Raw genomic sequence first — 22961 nt, 5'->3', positions numbered from 1 at the left:
AATGGGAGATGGATATATACTTATTAATCGTCACGTTACTTGCAATTGCGATTGTTATTTTAGGGGTATCATGGTGGAAATGGCATGCATTTATTAGTTTAACAGTTGCGAGTTTGTTTTTAGCTATCATGTCTGGACTGAACTTAACGAAAATAGTGACTGCCTATGAAACTGGTGTTGGTAGTGTACTAGGGCATTTAGTTGGTATTTTAGCTCTCGGAACAATTTTAGGGAAAATGATGTCCGATTCAGGGGCCGGCATGCAAGTGGCAGATTTCTTTATTCGATTTTTCGGTGTAAAGAAACTACCTTGGGCTATGTTATTTGCAGGATTTGTTATAGGGATTCCAGTGTTTTTTGAAGTGGGGATCGTCATTTTATTACCACTTGTTATTTCCATTCGAAAAACGACGAAGCAAAATATATTATTAATTGCGTTACCTGTCATTGCAGGATTATCTATTGTTCACGGGCTCGTGCCTCCGCATCCAGGGGCGATGACAGCAATCGGTATTTATAACGCGAACTTAGGAAAGGTACTTTTATATTCATTAATTATCGCGTTACCAACAGCCATTATCGCAGGACCGATATTTGCAAAGTGGGTACATAAAAGGGTGATACCTGAAAATGAACCAGAGCTTATTCGGGTTACGACTGTCTCAACTGATTTGCCAAGTCGTAAAGTTTCATTCTTTATTATTTTACTACCAGTTGTATTGATGATTTTATCAGTAGTTGCACCATATATTTCATTACCGAAAAAATTGACTGAATTTTTCGTGTTTATAGGAAGTCCAGTAATCGCCTTACTTATTTCATGTTTCGCAGCATTTTATTTACTTGGTATCAAACAAGGTATTAATAAAAAGATGATTAAAAAATTAACAGATGAAAGTTTATTGCCTGTCGGTTCTATTATTTTAATAATTGGTGCAGGCGGTGGATTTAAACAAATATTAATTGAAAGCGGCGTTGGAACAGCTATTGCACAAATGGCAGAACATATTTCGTTATCACCAATCGTATTAGCTTTCATGGTAGCTGGTTTAATTCGAATTGCAACAGGTTCAGCTACAGTAGCATTAACGACAGCAGCAGGGATTGTTTCACCAGTTATTCAGCACATGTCTGGTGTGAATTTAGAGCTTCTCGTTATTGCAACCGGTGCAGGTTCATTAATGTTTTCTCACGTAAATGATGCAGGGTTCTGGCTTGTAAAAGAGTATTTAGGTTTGACGGTGAAGGAAACGTTTAAAACGTGGACGGTACTCGAGACATTGTTATCATTTATTGCATTTGGTTTTGCTCTTTTGTTGAATATGTTTCTTTAGGAGAGGAGATCAGATTTAAACGAATAAAACCTACAGAGGAAATGTAATTTCTCTGTAGGTTTTATTCGTTTTTTGTGCTTTCTATTACTTAATGGAACGGACATACTGATCTTCTCCATCGTCTTTGACAAAGACTCCTAGCTCATTCAAATCTTTGCGTAAATGCTTCTTTTTTTTAGAGTTTCCTTCTCGAAGGGCATTGCGTCTTTCATACAAAATAGTATTTATGCTTTTATTAAATCGCTCATCCTCTAATTTCCATAAGCTATACTCATGTTTATAAGGATCTTGTTCCACCCAGGGGAAGCCGTGCATTAAGAAAGTATCTTTAATTTTGCTTGGGGTAATGTCAGATGTTTCACGTAACCATTCTCGGTCTTCTTGATCAATGATAACCACTTGACGCTTATCTACAAAAACGGCTTTTACATTTAATCTGGTGATTTGTTTCTTTTGATCGTCCTTATTCACGTGAATGCTTTCCGAAGTAATGTTCATTTTTAAAGCTTCACTATAAATAATTAAAGAAAATAAAATTCCTGCAATAACACCAATTAGCATGAGGATAATAGGAAGCCAGAAGGGATTAATAAAATTTAAAAGTTCTATAATTTTTGAATCAGAAAAGAGAGGAATCTTTTTTATAATCTCTATTAATTTAGGTGAAAAATATCCAATAACGCCTAAAAGGATTGGACTTACTATAGCAAGTAATTTTTCTAAAAAACCTAATCCAATGACAGATGCCTTTTTCATGTGTAGTTCATCCTTTCATATATATTTTTTTAATCAAGGCATATTTAAACAGTGAGTTTCTTCACCATTTTTATGAGCTCATCTGAGTAATTTTCTATGGATATAGATGAATTTGCCTTCAGCATTCTTTCTTCGATTGCTCCTAAAATAAATGAAGCTAATGTGTCGGTTTGGAAAGAATCGGAAAACACGCCATTTTGTTGACCAGTCTTCAAAATATCTAATAACATCGTTCTAAGAGCATCCTCCTCTTCGTCGTCTTCGATTCTGTAATAAGGAACGTTCTCTTCATTTCTTGCATTAAAGACAATCTCAATTAAGGCAATATTATTTTTGTAATGAGTTTCTTGATAAGCCAAATGCGCTTCAATAAAAGCCTCTAGTTTATTTATTTCAGATTGAGCTAATAGCACTCGATTACTAATAAATTCATGTTGCTTGGCAACTAAAAATTGTAATGTGCGATTCATAAGGTAAAGCTTATCATTAAAATGATAAGAAATAAGTCCGGTACTAATCTTAGCCTTTTTTGCCACCTTCGTTAAGCTTAAGTTGTTATATCCAACCTCTTCTAATGTATCAATACATGCAAGAATAATTTGTTCACGCCTAGCCTCTGCAATAAAAGAATCAGTCACGCTATTCAACTCCTGATTTATATAATTTGAATGTATAATCAAAAAAATGATTGATCGTTCAATTAAATATTAGTAAGAAATTAAGAGTATGTCAAATGTTTTATGCTTACATCTGGATAAGGCTCATTCGCTTTTTAATAAAGCCCAATTCCTAAAACAAGCCCGTTTTTAGGTAAGCCAAGCTTCCTATTCGCCCTGAAAACATAATATAAATGGAATCCCCTCATTTAGAGCAAGGTGAACTTGTTATGAATGATACTAAAGGAGGAATAGGGTAATGAGCGAAAAGTGTGAACACAGACATGATGATTGTAACCGCAGACATGGTTGCGGAGGCGGTTTTGCGCTTCTAATTGTATTGTTTATTTTATTAATTATCATCGGTGCTAGCTGCTTCGGCGGAGGCGGCGGTTGTGGCTATGGTGGTTATGGCGGTTATGCTGGCGGCTACGGCGGATATTGCTGCTAATTATTAAAAACTATTGAAAATAGCCTTGTGCATATTGCACAAGGCTATTTTATTCATATTTTTATATGCTGTGATAATTTATTAATGTAAAGAGAACGGATTAAGAAGAAGAAAATGATCTCGATAATCCCGAAAAAGGTGAGTACGATACATGTCTCTTTTAATAAGGAGAAAGAAAACATGCTTTGTAAAAACTTAACCGCAAATAATGTGTGAACACCAGCAACGACATAAGGAACGAAAAATAAAATTCCTAATTGAATCGTTGCAGAGCGAAACATTTCTGATTCAGTTAAGCCAAGCTTTGTAATCGTAATATACTTTTGTCTTTCAGTTGTTAAGTCATTATACATACGGAAATATAAAACACTAGCTGCTCCGATAAAGAAAATAAAGCCGAGAAATGCCCAAATAAAGAATTGAGCGACTGCATTTCCTTTACTATGAACGAGTTCATCCGTAGCTGTATAAATATAAAATGGTTTAATGAAATCTTCTTCATTTTTATGTGCTTCATACAAGGTTTCTGCATCATGATTTAAGTTTTTTAATATATTTTTTGTTGGGACAATTGCATTTTCCCAATTTTCCACGAAGTAGTTATAGACTGTAATTGTTTCAATATGAGGAATCATATTTTCAATTACTTCATCTTGCATCACAATTAAGTGAGGTAATGCAAAGGGAGGCTCAATTCCTCTATTAATAAAACCTTTAATTTGAAATTCCTTTTTATTAGAGCCAAGTGTAATCGTGTTCTGCTTCGCAAATGGGTTAGACACGAGATTTAATAACACTGGTGAATAGCGAGAAATATTATAAACTTGTGAAGAATCGAGAGTGATTTTTGGTCTGTTTAATTGCTGTGCTATTGCGTTATAATCACTCATTTTCATAATGGCAATTGATTCTTTTGAAGCTGTATCTTTTAAAACGGTAAATTTATATTTGTCATATTGAAAATTAGCATTTGTAAGTTCAGTTTCAATCGTAGTAATATGCTTTTGTTCAAATGCATTAACACCTTCTGATGTATAGGTGAATGGTATTGGATATCGTTCTAGTATGGGTGCTTTCGTATTATTGTTTGCAGCAAATAACCCGATAATAATTGTAAATGCAAGTGCAGATAGCATAGAAACAATAAAGAGTACATTAATATTACTGCGTGTACGAGAAACTAAATCTGAAATCCATAACATATTTATTTGTTTTAAATAAAACTTTCTTCGTTTCTTTAAAATATAGATAAAGAGAAGAAATGTTTGTGAAAAAAATAAATACGTCCCAACTACTACAAGCGGTAAAATAGATAGCATAATTAAGAATACAGATCCATTTTGTGCATTTTTTTCCGTTATGTAGCCTTGCGGATAACCAGCAATATAATAGCATAGTCCTAAACAAGTTAAAGCAAATAGTGAAATCAGTATAGATGGTTTTTTTTCGCTCTTCTCTTTGTTAACGCCCTTAATAAGCTTCGTTGTTTTTCGAGTACGAATAAACATTGGTGTAAATGTAGAAACGATTAAAAATAAGATGATAAACGTTACGGTTGTAACGATAATCGCTTCTGTTGGCCAATATAAATAGAGACCTTTCGCATTTGTTAATTTCGAAGTGACTAATAAGAAAAAGTTAGAAAATACAAGTCCACCTTGAATGCCGATAAAGATAGACAATATCCCGATTATCATATTTTCAGTAAATAACAGTCTCTTTAATTGTCTCTGTGAGATACCGAGAATGGTGAGTATCCCGAATTGCTGCTTCCGTACATTTAAAAATGTTCCAATTGAATATAAGAGAAAGAAGAACGAGAACATAACAATCACAAGCTGTGCTGTACTAGCTAAATTCATTAGAGGATCCCGATCTTGAAAGCTTTGTACACTCTGTAACCGCGGGTGATACGCGTATACAGTAAATGAAAAGAAAACCATGATAGAAAACGCACTACTTACAAAGTAGGCGAAATATGCTTTCGAATTACGTGAGACATTTTTAAATGCGAATTGCCAAAATGTCATCCACGTCTTCCTCCTAATAATGCTAGAACATCTAATATTTCTTGATAAAATTTCTCGCGATATAATCCGCGGTGTAGTTCATTGTAAAGCTCTCCATCTTTAATAAAAATAACACGGTTACAATAACTTGCTGCAAACGGATCATGGGTAACCATTAAAATCGTTGCATCTTCTTCTTTATTTAATTTCGTAAATAGCTCCATTACGTCAATTGCCGCTTTTGAATCTAAGTTTCCTGTCGGTTCATCGGCAAGTAGAAGTGAAGGATGATGAATGACAGCACGTGCTACTGCGGTACGCTGTGCTTGTCCCCCGGAAACTTCAAAAATACGCTTGTCCAAAATATGATCAATTCCAAGCTTTTTTGAAATGTTATCAAGCTTTTCATCCATTTCTTTTAATGGAACATTATCTAATGTTAAAGGTAGTACGATATTTTCACCGATTGTTAGTGTATCTAGTAGGTTAAAGTTTTGGAAAACAAATCCTAACTCTTGGCGGCGGAAAATAGCTAACTTCTCTCTACGAAATGTGTGTGGTTTTTTTCCGTTAATCACGACATCACCAGAAGTCGGAGAATCGATTGTAGAGATAACGTTTAAAAATGTAGATTTCCCGCTACCAGATGGTCCCATAATGGCAACGAATTCACCTTTATCCACGTGTAAATTTATATTTTTTAAAGCAGTATGAGGGACTTTTCCCTCATATACTTTTGAGACGTTTTTTATGTGTAATACTTCTTCCATAGTAATCACCTTTCTACTTTTTAAAACTTAATGTGTTGTGATAATTTTTGCATATAAAAGGAACGAATTAAAAGGAAAAATAAAATTTCAACTGTTCCAAAAATCATAAGTACGACTGTAATTTCAGCGAAGAACGAGAGATGTAATATTTCTTGTAGCATCTTTGTCGCAAACATCGTATGGATTGATGCCATAATGTAAGGCACGAAGAAAAGAATCGCAAGCTGAATTGTCGCTGAACGTTTCATTTCAGTCTCAGTTAAGCCAATTTTCGTAATCGTTATATATTTTTCTTGCTCATTTGTTAAATCTGTATACATTCGGAAGTAAAGAACACTACCAGCACCGATAAAGAAAATAACACCTAAGAAAGTACCAATTAAGAAGAATGAGGCAACATTTAGTTTTTTCTTATATAGAGAATCGCTCGCTTCACTTGCATGGAAAGGTGGGTGCTCTGCTTGAATTGCTGCATTATCGTTATCAATTTTTGTTATAAACGATGAACCGATATTATGTGCCTTTTCCCAATCTGTAACTTTGAAGTTATATACACTCATTTGTTTGGAAACTGTGGATAAGGATTCTACATTTTCATCAGATAGTATGAGTAATTGGTATATTAAGCTGTTTGGGAATGGGCTATAACTTTTATATTCTTTCACTTGTAGTTGTAAATTGTTTTGAGTAAGTGTAAGAGTATTTTTCTTTTCTTCATTGTGAAGTGTTCCAATAACTTGATCATCTAAGTCTTTCATAAGAATATAAGATTCATTCTTATTTACCGTGAGTTTTTCCAAATTTAATGCTTTAGCAAGTACATTATAGTCACTTTGTTTAATTGCGTAATAGAGCTGCGTGTTATCTTCAGCTGAAGATACCTCATATATATCCGTTTTAAATTTTGTATAAGTAAAGTGCCCTTCATTAAATTTCTGCTCTAACCAGTTTAAATGTTCATCAGCTAATGTATTTTCAGTATGCGATAAATACGTAAACGGGAAAGGGTTTTGTCTAATTGCATCAAACTTTGTAAATTTCCCAAAACCGTATAAGAATGTAATCATTGTAAAAGCGAGTGTTGATAGCATCGCTACAATAAAGAGCATGTTAATGTTTGTCCGAATGCGCGCTGCTAAATCCGAAATCCAAAGCATATTAATTCGTTTCATATAAAACGTTCTTCGCGTTTTTAAAATACGAATAAGTAAAAAACTAATTTGTGAAAAGAAAAAGTATGTTCCAGCTGCAATAAGCGATGGGATGACAAATATACTAGAGACGGCGTATAAAAGCCCAATGATGTCACCTAGCGACATAAAATACAACGGATTTGCGGCTAACGCATATCCACATATTAAACACGTCGCACCAAATAGAGAGATGAGCACGGATGCTTTTCTTTCTTTTTGTTGTGTTCCTTCTTTTAAAAGACGTACGGCTTTTCTCGTACGAATGAGCATCGGTGTAAAAGATGATACGAGAATGAAGAGCCCAAGAAAGATGATGATAGTTAAAACGATAGCACTTGTAGGCGGATATAAATATAAACCAGGTACGTGTGTAATTTTGGCGGTAACTAATAAAAAGAACTGTGAAAAGACAACTCCAAGTTGAATGCCAAAAAATATAGAAAGAGCACCAATTAACATATTTTCTATAAATATGAGTCGCTTTAATTGTTTTTGAGATATGCCAAGTACTGTTAAAATCCCGAACTGTTTTTTTCGTACTTTTAAAAAGGTCCCGATTGAATACAGTAAAAAGAAAAATGAAAAGAACACAATGACAACTTCTGAAATTGTCATTAATATGTTCAGAGAATAATTCACGTCTGTCATATGCAATTTAGGATGAAATAAATAAACTGCAAATGAGAAAAAGATTGCGATGGAGAACGCACTGCTTACAAAATAGGCGAAATAAGCTCTGGCGTTCCGCGTCACGTTTTTAAATGCAAACTGCCAAAATGTCATTCACCTGAACCTCCTGATAGGGTGAAGATGAGAAGAGCATAAGAAATACTCTTTTCATCAAGTTTGTTTTAAATATTTTGTCCACTCGTGTATTGTGATAATTTTTGCATATAAAGTGAACGAATGAATATGAAAAATACGATTTCAACGAATCCAAAAATAATAAGAACGGCTGAAACCTCTTTGAACAGAGATAAACCAATTACATCTTGTAGCATTTTTGTTGCAAACATTGTATGAATGGATGCCATAATGTACGGAATGAAAAATAAAATACTAAGTTGAATGGTTGCAGATCGTTTCATCTCTGTATCTGTTACACCGATTTTAGAAATCGTTATATATTTCTCTTGTTCGTTCGTCAAATCCGTATACATTCTAAAGTAAAGAACGCTACCAGCTCCAATGAAGAAAATAACTCCTAAAAATGTCCCAATTAGGAAAAATGCAGCACTGCCTGATGTTATTTTGTATAACGATCCTGCTGATTCAAAGGAACGAATAAGAGGTCCTTCATACTGGGATTTATTTCGATCTTTTTGCACTTTTTCTATAAAATTATCAGCAATTTCATATGTCTGTTCCCAGTTTTGAATTTTGTAATTGTATGCTGATATATGCTTTACGGTGCTAGGTAAGTTATTTACGATAACATCAGGCAAAACTATCGTTTGATATGAAAAGCCAGATGGAATTGCATTCACATGCTCATAGCCTTTCACTCGTAATTTCGTATTTGTACTAGAGAGTGTAATGTAATCTCTTTTGTAGCTTTGCTCAAATTCGTTGAATATGGTGTTATAAGATGTCCCTGTTAGCACATATGCTTCGTTATCATCCATAAATAGTTGTTTCATTCGTAAAGAATCTGCAAGTTTGCTATAGTCACTTTGCTTAATTGCGTATACGTCATTATAAATAGCTATATCTTTATCTTCTTTTAGTGGTGTTTCATATATATCAGCTTTTATTTTTTGATAGGGGAAATGCTCTTTTTGTAATTGTTGCTCAAGCCAATTTAAATGCTCTGTAACAAAAGGGTTCGCATCATAAGAAAAATAAGAAATTGGAAAAGGAGAAGTTCTATTCACCTCTAGCTTAATAAATTTCCCGAATCCATATAGAAATGTAATCATTGTGAAAGCAATTGTAGATAGCATCGCTACAATAAACAGCATATTAATATTCGTTCGAATACGGCTCGCTAAATCCGAAATCCAAAGCATATTAATCTGTTTCATATAAAACTTCCTTCTTTTCTTTAAAATATAAATAAGTAAGAAACTAATTTGTGAAAAGAAGAAATATGTTCCAATTGTAACAAGCGTTGGGATAACGAAAATACTTGAAACCATATATATAACACCGATTTGCGGGCTTACTGATACGAAATATTTAGGATTTCCAGCTAACGCATAACCACCAAATAAACAAATCGCACCAAATAATGAAACAAGTATGGATGGTTTTCTTTCTTTTTGTTTTCCACCATTTGTTTTTAAAAGGTGTACTGCTTTTTTTGTACGAATAAGCATTGGTGTGAATGCAGATACAATGATAAAAAGACTAAGGAAAACAATGGTTGTTAAAATAAACGCGTTAGTAGGCCCGTATAAATATATTCCTGGAACATGGGTAAGTTTGGCTGTTACTAATAAGAAAAATTGAGAAAAAACAACTCCAAACTGCATGCCGAAAAAGATAGATAAAATCCCGATTAACATATTCTCCATAAAAATAAGACGATGTAATTGTTTTCTCGATATTCCTAAAATGGTCAAAATACCAAATTGTTTTTTTCTAACTTTTAAAAAAGTACCAATGGAATATAGTAAAAAGAAGAAAGAGAAAAATACAATTACTACTTCTGAAAATATCATTAATCCTGAAATTTCAGAGGTCATGTCAAAGTTTTGTAATTTCGGATGGAATAAGTAAACAGCAAACGAAAAGAACACAGCAATGGAAAAGGAGCTACTTACAAAGTAAGCAAAATAAGCTCTTGAGTTGCGCGTGACGTTTTTAAATGCAAATTGCCAAAATGTCATAGATTATACCTCCGGCTAGAAGATATAGAAGTAGTTGTATTGCAAAAAATGTATGAGAGTGAGTTCTCATACATTTTGCTTGCATATGTTACGATCATGCTTCGGTCACCTTCTCCGTATGTTCTGCTTGATTATTTGCAGCGTTGTGGAAGATGATTTTAATCGTCGTTCCTTTACCAACTTCAGAATCTAGTTTGACAGAGTGACCTAAATAATCACAAATTTTACTTACAATATAAAGGCCCATACCAGTAGATTCTCCGAATGCGCGACCGTTTTTCCCAGTGTAAAATGGTTCAAATACTCTTCGAATATCTTCTTGCGGAATACCAACACCTTCATCGCGAACTTCTAAAATAATATCTTTTCCGTTTCGGTAAGCAGATAAGAATACCTTCTTTCCGCGTTCCCCAGAGTAACGAACAGCATTTGTCATTAACTGATAGATGATAAATTTTAGCCATTTCGCATCAGAAGCAACTTTTAAATCAGAATGGACTTCTAAAACAGGGAAGACACCATTACGAATGAATAGTTCTTTTAATCCGTTAATATTTTTTGTTACCGTATCTTTTAATGAAATCGTCTCGACATGGAAATCTTCATGGAAGTTATTTAACCTAGCCATGTATAAAGCCATATCAAGTCCTTGGTTTAGACGCTCTAATTCTTTTTTAAACTTTGGAATTAAATGCTCGTCTTCCATTTCTAGCACCATAAGCTGCATAACAGAAACAGGTGTCTTCATTTGATGTACCCAATGGTTAATGAATAATTGATGTTCTTGTTGTTTTACTTCATACGATTGTAGTTCTTTTTGGAATAGACGGTACTGCGTACGTACGAGTTCATTGACACCGTGAGGCATCGGAGCAGTTGCTCTTTCAATAAACGCATCTTCCATTTTTTCTGGTTGCTCACTTAATCTATGGTACATTCTACGATTGCGAACGTAACGATAAGCGAGGAAACAAATAAATAAGTATAAACTTAAAACGACGAAGTAAAATTTATTATTTTGAAATCCGTCTACTGCATCATAAAGAACGAAAATGATACCGAAGTTTAATACGTACAGTAGAAAAAATGCAAAATGATCACGTAAAAATAGCTTCATGCTTATTCACTCCAAGTTGCGTTAAAGCGATATCCAAGTCCACGTACTGTTTCAATAGAGTTCTCAATGCCAAGCTCATTAAACTTTTTACGAAGACGTGTAATGTTTACGTTTAATGTATTTTCCTCAACGAAACTTTCGTCATCCCAAAGCGCAGCTAATAAATCTTCACGGCTCGCTGTACGAGGGAATTTAGATAATAACATTTCTGCTAAAATTGCCTCTTTCTTCGTTAAAAGAACTTGTTCAGATCCAAAATGAATTTCTGGACGTTCAGGGAATAGTTTTAAACCTTCTACTTCAACGATACGTTCAGAAATATTTGGTGCATAATCACCGTAAATACGGCGTAATTGTCCTTTAATTTTTGCCATTACAACGTCGTAGTGGAATGGTTTTGTAATGTAATCATCCGCACCGCTTTCAATTGCCATAATTTGTTCCATCTCACCAGCACGCGCTGAAATGAAAATAATTGGACAAGTAGATTCATGACGAATTTGACGGCACCAGTAGAAACCATCGAATTTCGGTAAGTTTACATCAAGTAAAACAAGATGTGGTTTCACTGCGTTAAACGATTCCATAATATCATCGAAATTCTCCGCTACCACAGCCTCATAACCGTACTTCTGAATGTGAGATTGCAGTAATGATGAAATATTTGGATCGTCTTCAACGATTAAAATTTTATACATATGTATATTCCTCCTCAAAAAAACAATTGTAGCTATAGTGTATCATGTGTTTCAAGTCTTTTCATTATGTTGAAAGATAAGCTAGTAAACAGTATAGGTTAAAAGTGAGAAAAGTAAAAAGGGCGCTGGATGAAATTGACAAATAACGGTAATTGGTTTAATATTTAGATAAATATCTAAATGTCTAATTATCGAAAGGAAGAAAGACATTGAATCAAGCATTCAAAGCATTAGCAGATCCAACAAGGCGAAAAATTTTAGACTTATTAAAAGAAGGCGATCTAACCGCTGGTGAGATTGCTGAACATTTCAATATGACAAAACCAAGTATTTCACACCACTTAAATGCACTTAAAAATGCTGAACTTATTCAAGATGAAAAGAAAGGGCAATTCGTTATGTACTCTTTAAACACAACGGTCTTTCAAGATTTATTGACTTGGGTGTTTACATTTACGAATAAGGGGGAAGAGGGGAAATGAAAAAGCATCTTTTTGCAATCTTATTAATTGTTATAACTTGTTTAGCTTGGGCGTTTGCTTGGCCACATTTACCGGATACAATTGCAACGCATTGGAGCGGCGGTAAAGTAGATGGATATTCTTCTAAATTGTATGGAATGCTTTCTATGGTTGGAATTATGATTGTTTTATATATTTTTCTAAACGTGTTACCAAAGATTGATCCAAAGAAAGCGAACTACGAGAAGTTTTCTAAAGCTTTTATGATGATGAATAACGGGATACTACTGCTACTATTTGTAGGGAATATAGATATTATTACAAGTGGATTAGGATACAATTTATTCATTAATCGCGTGCCGGAATTATTAGTGGGTATTTTATTTATAGTCATCGGAAACTATTTACCACAATGTAAACCAAACTACTTTGTAGGTATAAAAACACCGTGGACATTAAGTAACGAAGAAGTGTGGAGAAAAACGCATCGTTTTAGCGGAAAGGTGTTTGTTGCATTGGGGATCATTATGATTTTAAGTGTTTTTGCACCAGTGGCGTGGAAATCTTTCGTAATGGTTGGAATTATTATTGGTGCAGTAGGATTAACGATGGGATATTCATATATTGCTTATAAAAAAGAAATAGGGGCCTAATAAAAAATTATGGGGGAGAGAGGATGAAAAGACACGTATTACCATGGAGTTTAATTAGTGGCATTGCAATTGGATGGTATATTGTATGGCCATATTTACCAGAACAAATTCCACGCCATTATAATGCAGCAGGAGTAGTAGATGGATATTTTTCTAAAATAGAAGCAAGTTCATTCTCGATAGGTAGTATGGTAGTGCTCTATATGATATGGCTAGTTTTTGGATTCATAAAAGATAAGTCTACACAGCAATCCAAAGTTCTTTCAGCGATTAATTATGCCATTCTCTTTATCGGATTTGGATGTAACATATTTGCACTATTAGCAGCGTCTAATTATATTGCATCGGGCTCAATTGCATTTAATTTTGGACTTGGAACATTGTTTCTTGTACTAGGTAATTACATGCAACAAACGAAGCCGAACGGGTTAGTAGGCATTCGAATGGACTGGACATTAGAAAATCCTGTAGTTTGGAGAAAAACACATAGATTTGCTTCGAGGGTATTTGTAATAGGTTCACTTTGTATATATGCCGGGGCTTTGCTTCCAGATCCATTTAATATTTTTATGGGGATTGGAATCATATTAATATGTATTATCGTATCAACAATAAAGTCATATAGTATTTATAAAGAAGAGTTGAAAATGTAAATAAAGCTGCTTTTCCTTTTAGGGAAGAGCAGCTTTGTTTTTTTTTATCACTTCTTCAAAACCGGTATCCAAATTTCACTTTTAAAGTTTGGAGAAGATATATCTTTCTGTTCATTCCACAATATTTCCGGTCCTTCCGCTAGTTCATAGTTCGAAGAAGGGAACCATTCAGAATAAATACGTCCCCATACATTTTGTAGTGCATCAGGAAATGGACCGACAGCTTCGAATATAGCCCATGTTGAAGCTACGACTTCGAGTTGTTTAAACTGCTCTGGACAATCCTTTGTTGTGGCTACTCCAATATAGTGATCAAGTTCTCCTTTTTCCTCCATTCTTCCTTCAGAAAAATTAGTAGAAGCACTAATAATTCCATTCGGTTCCATGTTTGAAAGTGACTTTAACATTTCAATGGACTCTGGGTTTAAACTTTTCCACATAGAAGCAATTTCTTCATTTACACCATTAAAAACGATTGGTACTCGTTTTGTAATACCTATAATTCGAAAGGGCTCTTTTTCTTCAATTCGATAGTTCATTTCATTTCCTCCTTGAATGGATAATTGGAAGGTCATTGGTGAATAAGCCTTCAAAGAATGGCTACTATTTCGGGCCTCTGAAGGTGTTATACCGTGCAAGTTTTGAAATGCACGAGCGAATGAATCTGGTGAGTTGTATCCATATTTTATAGCGATATCAATGACTTTTACATTGCTGTTTTTTAGTTCAAAGGCAGCGAGAGTAAGACGTCTACAGCGAATATATTCTGATAGTGATATGCCAGCTAAAAAAGAAAACATTCTCTTGAAATGATATTCGGAGCAGTAAGCTATTTTTGTGACTTCTTTAAAATCAATTTCATGTGTAAGGTTGTTTTCGATATACTGCATTGCAGCATTCATATTTTTAAGTGAATCCATATTATGACCTCCTCTGTACATAGAATAGCAGGAACGAAATAGCTCCATCCGACATTTCGTGCACAACTTTGTAGGTGCATTTTTTACCTTACAAAATTGTAATGTTCCTGTAAGGAGAATGAATGGATGGTATGATATCCCAATGTTATAGTAACAAAGTACTTTAATTCATTACGTTAACTTTTTGATTTCTTTACTTATGTGCCTTACATAACTGTCATGTTTGTGTAAGAAACATCGATAGTGGCAAGAGTAGAGAGTGTATATAGTTGAAAATAGAGAATAGAAGAAATGAGGGATGTCGAGATGAAAACAGTATTAGAAGCAAAAAATATTGAAAAAGTATATGACACGGGTGGTAATAAATTTGCAGCGTTAAAAGGTATTAACTTACAAGTAAAAGAAGGTGAGTTCGTTGGAATTATGGGACCTTCTGGTTCTGGTAAGACGACTTTACTAAATGTTCTTTCTACAATTGATAATGCGACGAACGGTGAAATTTTAATTGATGGAAAAGATATTGTGAAAATGAATGATGATAAGTTAGCGTTATTCCGCCGCGATCATTTAGGCTTCATTTTCCAAGATTATAACTTATTAGATACGTTAACAGTGAAAGAGAATATTGCTTTACCACTTGCGTTATCAAAGGTGAAAGCGAGTGAGATTGATCGCCGCGTTCTTGAAATCTCAAAGAAATTTGGTATTGATCATATTTTAAGTCAGTTCCCATATCAAGTATCTGGTGGACAGAAGCAGCGCTGCGCAGCATCACGTGCAATCGTTACGAATCCAAGTATGATTTTCGGAGACGAGCCAACTGGAGCGCTTGATTCTAAATCTGCAACAGATTTACTTGAAAGTATGAAGTCATTAAATGAATATGATAACTCAACAATTTTAATGGTAACGCATGATGCATTTGCAGCAAGTTATTGTAAACGAGTTATTTTCATTAAAGATGGTGAACTATATAAAGAATTGCACCGTGGTGAATCAACGCGTAAACAGTTCTTCCAAAAAATTGTTGACGTAATGTCTTCTATTTCTGGAGGTATGGCTGATGACCTTATCTAGCATTGCCCTCCGCAACATAAAGCGGAACTTTAAAGACTACTTTGTATATTTCGCATCTATGATTTTTAGTATCGTTATTTATTTTACATTTAAAGCACTGCAATATAATTCACAAATGGAAAAAGCAGCAGAAGCTTCTAAAAAGATTAGCGGAGCGTTCCAAGTTTCCAGTGTGATGCTTATCATTTTCGTAGCAGTGTTCATTATATATTCGAACGGATTCTTTACACGTAAACGTAAAAAAGAAGTTGGCTTATATTCGTTATTAGGTATTCGTAAAAGACAAATTGGTAAAATGCTCTTTTATGAAAATATGTTAATGGGATTAATGTCATTAGTAATCGGGATTGCGATTGGTAGTGTCCTTTCGAAATTATTCCTTGAGTTATTAGTAAATATGATGGGATTAAATTTAAATGTTCATTTTGAAGTACCGATGGCTGCTATTATTGATACAGCAATTATTTTCTTTGTGATTATTTTATATACATCACTTCAAGGATATCGTTTAATTTATCGCTTTAAGTTAATTGAACTTTTCCGCGCAGAACGTGAAGGAGAAACAATGCCAAAAGGGTCTGTCATTATGGCATTAATTTCAGTTGTCTTAATCGGTTCAGGTTATTTCTTAGCATTAATGTTCATGAAGGCAGTTAAATATGCAGACTTTATGGCAGTTGCACTTTATATTTTACTAGCGACAGTATTAGGTACGTACTTACTATTTATGTTCTTTACAGTATTCGTATTGAAACGTGCAAGAACGAATAAATCATCGTTTTATAACGGTATGAATATGGTAACGACGTCACAGCTACTATATCGTATTAAAGGAAATGCAAAATCACTTGCGACAATTTCTATTTTAAGCGCGGTAACATTAACGGCGGTTGGTACGTCTGTTACGATGTATTACAACACATTTACGCAATCAAAAGCAGCTATGCCATACAGTTATTCTTACGAGAAAAAAGATGCAGCGCTTGATAAGAAAGTAAATACAATTTTTACAGAAGAGAAGAAAGATCACCCGATCAAAGATCAATTTGAAATTGAGACAGTTCCTGTAAAAGGGAAGTTTGAAGGAGACAAAGTTGAGTTCATTCTGAATATGAATTACACGATTTCAGAGAAATATCAGTTAATGTCTCAGTCGGAATTCAATAAACTTGCTAAGAAAATTGACGCAGAAACAGTGAATGTAGCTGCTGATGAAGCATTTATATATGATAGTTCGTATATGGAAGGGCATGAGTTTAGTCCACAATATAAAGGAAACAAAGCAGTATTCCAAATTGGAAACGAAACGAAGCAATTAAAAATCCAAGGTGCAAATGACATTGCGATTACAAATTTAGGTGAATTAGTTGTTGTCGTTTCGGATGAAATGTATGAACAAGCGAAGCAAGCATTTGGAACACGCGTTGTAAAAAATATTGATGTAAAAGATGAAAAAGATAGTAAAGTGTTAACAGAAAAATTAACAAAAGTGATGCCAGCTGGTGAATCAGAAATGGTGCCATCATTTAGAGATTTCTACACTGGTTTCCATATGGGGCTTGAAGGAACAGGATTAATGATGTTCATCGGAATGTTCTTAGGACTTGTATTCTTACTAGCAACAGGTTCTATCATTTACTTTAAACAATTAACAGAAGCAAATGCTGATCGTGAGCGTTATGTTGTACTTCACAAAATAGGGGTCACAAAACAAGAAATGAAAAAAGCTATTGCAAAACAAGTAAGCTTTATCTTTGCGATTCCGTTAGTAATCGGAATCCTGCACAGCTTGTTTGCATTAAAAGGTTTAGGGAACATATTACCATTTGAAATTATGATTCCGCTTCTCATTAGTATTGGAGTATACGGTGTCATCTATATTGGATATTACTTCTTAACGGTTCGTTCTTATTATAAGATCGTGAGTGCGAAGTAATAAGGGGCAGCTATCGCTACACGCGATAGCTGTTTTTTTTATTCTTCATAAAATCTTAAGAAACTTCCTCAATTTTTATTAAGAAACGATAGTTATACTTAGACACAAGTTAAAAACTATCGAACGAATGAGGAGAGGTTTACATGCAGCTCATTACATTTTTACATGAATTTATAAAGCATCCAAAACATACTGGTGCAATTGCGCCAAGTTCAAAAATATTAGCAAAGAAAATGGTCGATGTAATTGATTTTAATAAAGCGAAATGTATTGTAGAGTTAGGGCCTGGCACAGGGGTTTTTACGAAAGAGATTATGAAGAGAAAAAAGAAGGAAACGATATTTCTTCTTATTGAAATTAATGAAGTATTTTTCAAAGAATTAAAAAGAAAGTTTAAAGATGAGCAGAATGTCATTGTTGTACACGGTTCAGCTGAAAATATAAAGAAGTATATGGAGGAGCTCAATATAGAATGCATTGATTACGTTTTATCAGGGTTGCCTTTCACTTCTTTACCAGAAGAAGTTTCAAAGCGCATTTTAAATAATGCGATGGAAGCGATACATGAGAATGGTGAGTTCATTACATTTCAATATTCACTTGTGAAAAAAGGGTTTATACAGCATTTCTTCCCTGAAATTACACTAGAAAAAGTATGGCTCAATTTCCCGCCAGCCTACGTCTTTAGTTGCAAAAAAGAACTAAGGAGAGCATATGCATAATGGAATTACATGAATTATTATCTTATATTGAACAATACGGTTATTGGGCTTTATTTTTCTGTTTATGGTTAGGGATTATCGGTATGCCAATTCCAGATGAAATGATTGTTATGAGTGGTGGTTTCGTATCTTCAGTAGGTATATTAAGTGTTGTTCCTTCATTCGTATTAACATATTTAGGTGTTGTATCAGGGCTTTCTTTAGGATATATATTAGGGAAGGTTTTTGGAACGAAGGTACTCCATAAATTAATGAAAAAGAAAAAAGCGAAGTATTTGATGAAATCACAAGAAATGGTTGATAAATACGGACAGTACGCGTTAGTTACAAGCTATTTCATACCAGTTGTAAGACATATCGTACCGTATTTAGTTGGGATGAATAACATGTCATTTCGGATATATGCTTTGTATTCCTATACGACAGGATTTGTTTGGACACTCGTTTATTTTGTGCTCGGTTCTTTATTTGGACAACATATTGAAAGGATTGTAGCGATCGCGATAGAATATGGCGTGTATTTTGGCGTGATTGTTTTTATAGTTACAGGTATTCTTTATTTATATAGACAAAAAAGAATCACACTGATGAGTAAATAGAAGTAAAGAAAGTTCCTGCCGGTATGAAGGGTAAGATAGGATTATAAGTATAAAATTATCTTTATTTAATGGTAAAATATAGGTAAGTAGTTAAGGAAGAGCGTTGTGCTACTCATTTTTAGCCTTATCTTAATTGGAATTATGTGCAGTATGAAAATAGTATCCTTACACATGATAGAACGACAAAAGGTAGAGGAACGATATGTATATTGTCCAAAATGTGATACGAAAATTAGAAGAGGAAATTCAGCTCCTTTTTGTTCGAAATGTAATTTAATATTTTAAAAAGAAAAAGTCCGAAATCACTTTATATGGTTTCGGACTTTTTCTTTTTAAGTAAACATTAATCCACCTAGTTCTCTTTCGTTTGTTTATTAGCTAAAATGGAATATGAATAACAATAGTATGTAAACGAAAATAAATATAGATGTACATATGGAGTGCTATATTTGGAGATTTTAATCATAGTAGGATGCCTATTAATAGGAATTATTTTGATTAGTATAAGTAATTATCGATTTATAAAAGAATTAAAAGAAAAAAATTCAAAGAAAGAGAAATGGAAAGTAGTAGCTGGAAATTTGATAGAGTTATTTAGTGATCCATTGCATGGAGTGCCGTTCTATTTTTTAACTGGAGGTCTCTTTTTTGTAATCGGACTGTTGTTATTTCTTTCTATGGGAATGGGGTGGCTTGAAATTGATTAAGGCGTATTAACAAAGATATTTCATAGTTGTATTGCGAAGAGGAGAGAGCAAATGCCGGTTATAAGAGATATACAATTGAGTTTTCTAAAAGTAAAAGAGCATACCAGAAACATAGAGGCATTACAGTTAACATCTACAAGCAACTACGATGAAGACATCTCTTTTGGTAAAGAGATGAGCAGTATTACTTCTTTATATTGTCGACATATGCCAAAGTTAAGAATGGATTATGAGAAAGGGATTTTGATTCATTGTGTGGATGATATTTCATTACTCGATGAGTGGGAGAAGAAATATAGAATTTTCCCTGAATATATGAATGTTTTTGTGGAGTATGAGAGTGTGAAGGCTTTTCCATATTTATCAGATAGAGAGAAAAAAGAATTAGCCCTTCAAATCGTTCATGTGGAAATGAAGCGTTTAGCTGTGAAATATGATTGGGATATAGAAGAGTTAGAAAAAGTGAAGAATAAGATACTAGAATTGAATTATAGAAACGAGTTCGTATATATAAAAAAGAGTAGTCCGAATAAAAAATACGTATGTAGTATAACATGTCAGCATGAAGTGGCTTATGCTGACGTGTACTTAGAAATAAGAGAGTATAGAACGAGGCGGTTAATCAAAAAGGAAAAGCTTATTAGAGAAGAAGATATGTATAAGATATTTCATCATGTTAGTGAAGTGGCTTGGAAGTTAAACCATAAAGTGCTACTGATGAACGATAAAGGAAAAACTGTATGGATGTTAACCTTTTTAGAGAAAGATATCCCAGCTAATTTAGTTTGGAAGATTGAAAGAATAGATTGAAAATAGATGAGAAGTGGAGTGCATATGATGGAGACACAAATCGTTATTGGAGTACCTGGTTTATGGAAAGATAGAACAGAATTAATACAAGAAGTTGTGAGTAAAAGTAACTATATATTAGCGGGAAATGTGATGCACCATAAGGAGAAAGAGATTGGCTTTGAAATTGATATATATGAACAAGACCCTTCTTTGAGAGAGGCTTTCTTCTATGCAGGTGGTGAGCGTTTTGATGAAGAATTGCTTCAGGAGTTGGAGAAGCATACTTATACAGTGTATGTTATTGCAAAAGTTGACGATACAGAGAGATTACAAGAAGTAATTGATGTAGGAATGGAACTTTTAAATGCAGGTGGACTTGCTTTAAAAGTTGAAACAGCAGGTGTAGCTTATTCGAAAGAGGAATGGCAAGAGCTTGCAGAGGATAAGGAAATCTTCCCTATGTATTCACATCTTGTAACTTTAGTCGGAGATGAAGAGGACGGTTATTATTCATGTGGAATGCAGGCATTTAATCTACCAGACGTTGTTTTAGACGGAGGAATAGATCCGGAAGTAGCTGTAGATTTATTAAATGATTTTAACCTACATAATATATTGGAAAAACCTAATTTGAAAGATGGAGATACAATTAGTTTCACAGAAGGTGCTCCAGTGTATCTTGTATCTCATTATATAGATGAACGTTATGAGCAAGAGGATCCATTTTATAATCCATGTGGGGTATGGAAGTTAGAGAGTGCTTCGCCAAAGAAATCTATATTTCAAAAATTGAGGAGTATGCTAAGAGGATGAAGAAATGCATAAAAGAGCAACTACGCATATGTGAAAAATATGGGGCGGAGTATGTAGAATCACCAGATAACTTTAAGTTAGGGATAGCGCAAAATGTGAAAAGTAGTACCGTTCCAATTAATGGGTTACGAATGCCTATAGAAAACGGAACGACAGGTTGGTACATTTGGGCTGGTGAAGAAATGGGGACAGAAGAAGATTTCTTTCTTCCTTTACACGTTCAACATATTGATGAATGGGCACCTGAAATAAAGAAGTATTTAGGGTTACCACCTGGTTGGAGATTTTTAATTGCTGGAGATTACGAGGACGTGTGGTATGATCCGAATTTGTTTGATGAAGATTTAGAAGAGGATGCAGATGAATGGGAAGAAAATATGCTACAAGAGTATGGATGGTACATGCATAGCATATTAGCAGAAGATATTGATGGCATCCATGCTAATTATCATACGCATGGTCTAAGAGATAACTTTAATCATCAAGATTTACAAATAGCATTAAATATGGATCCTGAAGTCGCGCATAGTGTTTTTTGTACCATAATAGAAGAAATAAAGAGCGGAAAAAAGTTTGAACAAGGGATTGAGTATACGAATATTATTGAAGGATATCCCATTATTATGAAGTCTTTCGTAGAGATGGATCGAGAAGTTTTGAGGGTTTTATTACCTGATGAAAGAGGGATTCTTCCTACGAGGCCAGAGTGTGATGAATGTTATAAGACTCAATTGGATGATATTGAGGAGAGTTGATAAAAAAGAGCTTGAAACAATTCAAGCTCTTTTTTTATCACTATTTATGTCCTAAAATATGCTCAATCTCATGCAAACTTAATTTACTTGCCTTAGCAATCGTTTCAAGTGGTATACCAAGATCATACATATTTTTAATCATTTGAATTTTTCCCTGCTGAACTCCTTCTTTTCGACCTTTTTCAATGCCTTTTTCAATGCCTTTTTCAATGCCTTTTTCAATGCCTTTTTCAATGCCTTTTTTAATTCCTTGTTTCATCCCTTGTTCCATTCCTCTTTTTATTCCTTCTGTCTCTGCATGGGCGAATTTTGCTGCTTCATCCATTAAAACTTTCTCCCTTGCGTCATAGGCTTGCCGGAAAGAAGAATCTTGACTCATACGTTCCCATTTATTTATCGCTTTTTGTAAAATAGGATCTTCGTTCATAGCAATATCCTCCAATAGTTTAGTTAAGTGCTCATCCTCATTTGCTGAAAGCAATAAAAGCCAACGAACAAATGGATCTTTCCACGGATTTACTTTTTCTTCATGCCATTGTTCAGTTAACTTTGGAATTTCTATAATGTGGATTTCTATGTCTTCACTCAGGAGTTTTTGTTGTTGTGTATTCCATAATATGCTCGTTGTATGGAAGGTTGGGTGTTCCGAAAGCATTACGAAGTTTAGTAAGTTTATGGTGATGGTTTTGTGAAGTGCACTGTAGGGCATCCCTTTTTGTAGTTGAGATGTGTATAGTCTTCCCCAATAATATAAACTGCGTTTAACCATATCGTGATTATTATTGAGTTGTATTTCTACATTAACTTTTGTTCCTGTGTCTAATGTCGCTGAAACGTCTAAAATAGATAACTTATCCTCTTCATATTCCCTGTGTAAATGTGGATCTTCTAGTTGTAGAGAAGCAATGGGCGACTCTAAAGACTCTTGTAACATAGCATTTAAAAATGCAATTAGAATATCTTCGCTACCATTCGTACCAAACAATTGTTTAAATGCAAAATCAATGCGTAAATTAACTAACTGTTGGTTGAACAAAGTTTGTCCTCTCCCTTATATG

The 22961-nt window shown here is 34.0% G+C and carries 24 protein-coding genes; 14 read left to right on the top strand and 10 right to left on the bottom strand.

All coding sequences use genetic code 11. From position 1 onward, the window contains the following. The first annotated feature begins 8 nt into the window (after window positions 1-8). Window positions 9-1334, top strand: coding sequence for a gluconate permease GntP (gntP, locus tag MHH55_RS18585; protein WP_000356166.1), 1326 nt, complete (start codon window positions 9-11; stop codon window positions 1332-1334). Window positions 1335-1418: 84 nt separating this feature from the next. On the opposite strand, the gene MHH55_RS18580 is transcribed toward gntP, so the two are convergent. Together MHH55_RS18580 and MHH55_RS18575 are read right to left on the bottom strand one after the other, a co-directional pair. Next, window positions 1419-2090, bottom strand: coding sequence for a YqeB family protein (locus tag MHH55_RS18580; protein ID WP_000710354.1), 672 nt, complete (start codon window positions 2088-2090; stop codon window positions 1419-1421). A 44-nt stretch (window positions 2091-2134) separates the two neighbouring features. Further along, entirely contained in the window at window positions 2135-2728 is a 594-nt protein-coding gene (locus MHH55_RS18575; RefSeq protein WP_000132248.1) for a TetR/AcrR family transcriptional regulator, read from the bottom strand. A gap of 277 nt (window positions 2729-3005) precedes the next feature. Here MHH55_RS18575 and MHH55_RS18570 point away from each other — a divergent pair, with 277 nt between their 5' ends. Continuing rightward, the gene (locus MHH55_RS18570) at window positions 3006-3197 is read left to right on the top strand and encodes a YjcZ family sporulation protein (protein WP_001290392.1); all 192 of its coding nucleotides are present in this window, start codon (window positions 3006-3008) and stop codon (window positions 3195-3197) included. A gap of 53 nt (window positions 3198-3250) precedes the next feature. On the opposite strand, the gene MHH55_RS18565 is transcribed toward MHH55_RS18570, so the two are convergent. The 6 genes from MHH55_RS18565 to MHH55_RS18540 form a co-directional block, all read right to left on the bottom strand. After that, window positions 3251-5227 carry an FtsX-like permease family protein gene (locus tag MHH55_RS18565; RefSeq protein WP_000144940.1) on the bottom strand — a complete coding sequence of 659 codons (1977 nt, stop codon included), beginning with the start codon at window positions 5225-5227 and terminating at the stop codon, window positions 3251-3253. Then, the gene (locus tag MHH55_RS18560; RefSeq protein ID WP_000393250.1) at window positions 5224-5976 is read right to left on the bottom strand and encodes an ABC transporter ATP-binding protein; all 753 of its coding nucleotides are present in this window, start codon (window positions 5974-5976) and stop codon (window positions 5224-5226) included. Before MHH55_RS18560 ends, MHH55_RS18565 begins: the two co-directional genes overlap by 4 nt. A 20-nt stretch (window positions 5977-5996) precedes the next feature. Beyond that, entirely contained in the window at window positions 5997-7952 is a 1956-nt protein-coding gene (locus MHH55_RS18555) for an ABC transporter permease (RefSeq protein ID WP_078187175.1), read from the bottom strand. Window positions 7953-8020: 68 nt separating this feature from the next. Continuing rightward, window positions 8021-10000: an FtsX-like permease family protein gene (locus MHH55_RS18550; protein WP_078187176.1), complete on the bottom strand. Its 1980-nt coding sequence runs from the start codon at window positions 9998-10000 to the stop codon at window positions 8021-8023. 94 nt (window positions 10001-10094) lie between these two features. Beyond that, entirely contained in the window at window positions 10095-11117 is a 1023-nt protein-coding gene (locus MHH55_RS18545; RefSeq protein WP_000765341.1) for a sensor histidine kinase, read from the bottom strand. A gap of 2 nt (window positions 11118-11119) precedes the next feature. After that, entirely contained in the window at window positions 11120-11815 is a 696-nt protein-coding gene (locus MHH55_RS18540; protein ID WP_000276738.1) for a response regulator transcription factor, read from the bottom strand. A 209-nt stretch (window positions 11816-12024) separates the two neighbouring features. On the opposite strand from MHH55_RS18540, the gene MHH55_RS18535 reads away from it, so the two are divergent. Genes MHH55_RS18535 through MHH55_RS18525 form a run of 3 tightly spaced genes read left to right on the top strand, consistent with a single transcriptional unit; the run spans window position 12025 to window position 13582 of the window. Further along, a complete protein-coding gene (locus tag MHH55_RS18535) occupies window positions 12025-12297 on the top strand; it encodes an autorepressor SdpR family transcription factor (RefSeq protein ID WP_001070523.1) in 273 nt (90 codons plus the stop codon). Then, window positions 12294-12929, top strand: a complete 636-nt coding sequence (locus MHH55_RS18530) for an SdpI family protein (RefSeq protein ID WP_000716355.1) — start codon at window positions 12294-12296, stop codon at window positions 12927-12929. The genes MHH55_RS18535 and MHH55_RS18530 overlap by 4 nt, the downstream gene beginning before the upstream one ends. A 23-nt stretch (window positions 12930-12952) precedes the next feature. Continuing rightward, window positions 12953-13582 (top strand): SdpI family protein, encoded by a 630-nt coding sequence (locus MHH55_RS18525; protein WP_000820681.1) that lies wholly within the window; start codon window positions 12953-12955, stop codon window positions 13580-13582. A 47-nt stretch (window positions 13583-13629) separates the two neighbouring features. On the opposite strand, the gene MHH55_RS18520 is transcribed toward MHH55_RS18525, so the two are convergent. Beyond that, window positions 13630-14502, bottom strand: a complete 873-nt coding sequence (locus MHH55_RS18520) for an AraC family transcriptional regulator (protein ID WP_078187148.1) — start codon at window positions 14500-14502, stop codon at window positions 13630-13632. Between the two features lie 306 nt (window positions 14503-14808). Between MHH55_RS18520 and MHH55_RS18515 the strand changes: the two genes are divergently transcribed. The 9 genes from MHH55_RS18515 (at window position 14809) to MHH55_RS18475 (ending at window position 21903) form a co-directional block, all read left to right on the top strand. Then, window positions 14809-15579 carry an ABC transporter ATP-binding protein gene (locus MHH55_RS18515; protein WP_000859655.1) on the top strand — a complete coding sequence of 257 codons (771 nt, stop codon included), beginning with the start codon at window positions 14809-14811 and terminating at the stop codon, window positions 15577-15579. Beyond that, entirely contained in the window at window positions 15566-17515 is a 1950-nt protein-coding gene (locus MHH55_RS18510) for an ABC transporter permease (RefSeq protein WP_078187149.1), read from the top strand. Before MHH55_RS18515 ends, MHH55_RS18510 begins: the two co-directional genes overlap by 14 nt. Window positions 17516-17658: 143 nt before the next feature. Next, complete coding sequence (locus MHH55_RS18505; protein WP_001176064.1) at window positions 17659-18237, top strand: class I SAM-dependent methyltransferase; 579 nt, start codon at window positions 17659-17661, stop codon at window positions 18235-18237. Then, on the top strand, window positions 18237-18836 hold the full coding sequence (locus MHH55_RS18500; RefSeq protein ID WP_000418944.1) for a DedA family protein: 600 nt from the start codon (window positions 18237-18239) through the stop codon (window positions 18834-18836). Before MHH55_RS18505 ends, MHH55_RS18500 begins: the two co-directional genes overlap by 1 nt. A gap of 105 nt (window positions 18837-18941) precedes the next feature. Next, window positions 18942-19121, top strand: a complete 180-nt coding sequence (locus MHH55_RS18495) for a hypothetical protein (protein WP_001986677.1) — start codon at window positions 18942-18944, stop codon at window positions 19119-19121. Between the two features lie 164 nt (window positions 19122-19285). After that, the gene (locus tag MHH55_RS18490; protein ID WP_000404320.1) at window positions 19286-19543 is read left to right on the top strand and encodes a hypothetical protein; all 258 of its coding nucleotides are present in this window, start codon (window positions 19286-19288) and stop codon (window positions 19541-19543) included. Between the two features lie 51 nt (window positions 19544-19594). Continuing rightward, entirely contained in the window at window positions 19595-20353 is a 759-nt protein-coding gene (locus tag MHH55_RS18485) for a hypothetical protein (protein ID WP_001144121.1), read from the top strand. A gap of 27 nt (window positions 20354-20380) precedes the next feature. Next, a complete protein-coding gene (locus tag MHH55_RS18480) occupies window positions 20381-21148 on the top strand; it encodes a DUF4261 domain-containing protein (protein WP_000449850.1) in 768 nt (255 codons plus the stop codon). Then, entirely contained in the window at window positions 21145-21903 is a 759-nt protein-coding gene (locus MHH55_RS18475) for a DUF4262 domain-containing protein (protein WP_000710547.1), read from the top strand. The genes MHH55_RS18480 and MHH55_RS18475 overlap by 4 nt, the downstream gene beginning before the upstream one ends. A gap of 40 nt (window positions 21904-21943) precedes the next feature. Here MHH55_RS18475 and MHH55_RS18470 read toward each other — a convergent pair whose 3' ends face one another. Next, window positions 21944-22939, bottom strand: coding sequence for an Rpn family recombination-promoting nuclease/putative transposase (locus MHH55_RS18470; protein WP_078187150.1), 996 nt, complete (start codon window positions 22937-22939; stop codon window positions 21944-21946). Window positions 22940-22961 lie beyond the last annotated feature (22 nt).

This window comes from Bacillus sp. FSL K6-2944 (genome assembly GCF_038005385.1).
Lineage (GTDB): Bacteria > Bacillota > Bacilli > Bacillales > Bacillaceae_G > Bacillus_A > Bacillus_A cereus.
This window is presented reverse-complemented; position numbering and strand designations above follow the sequence as displayed.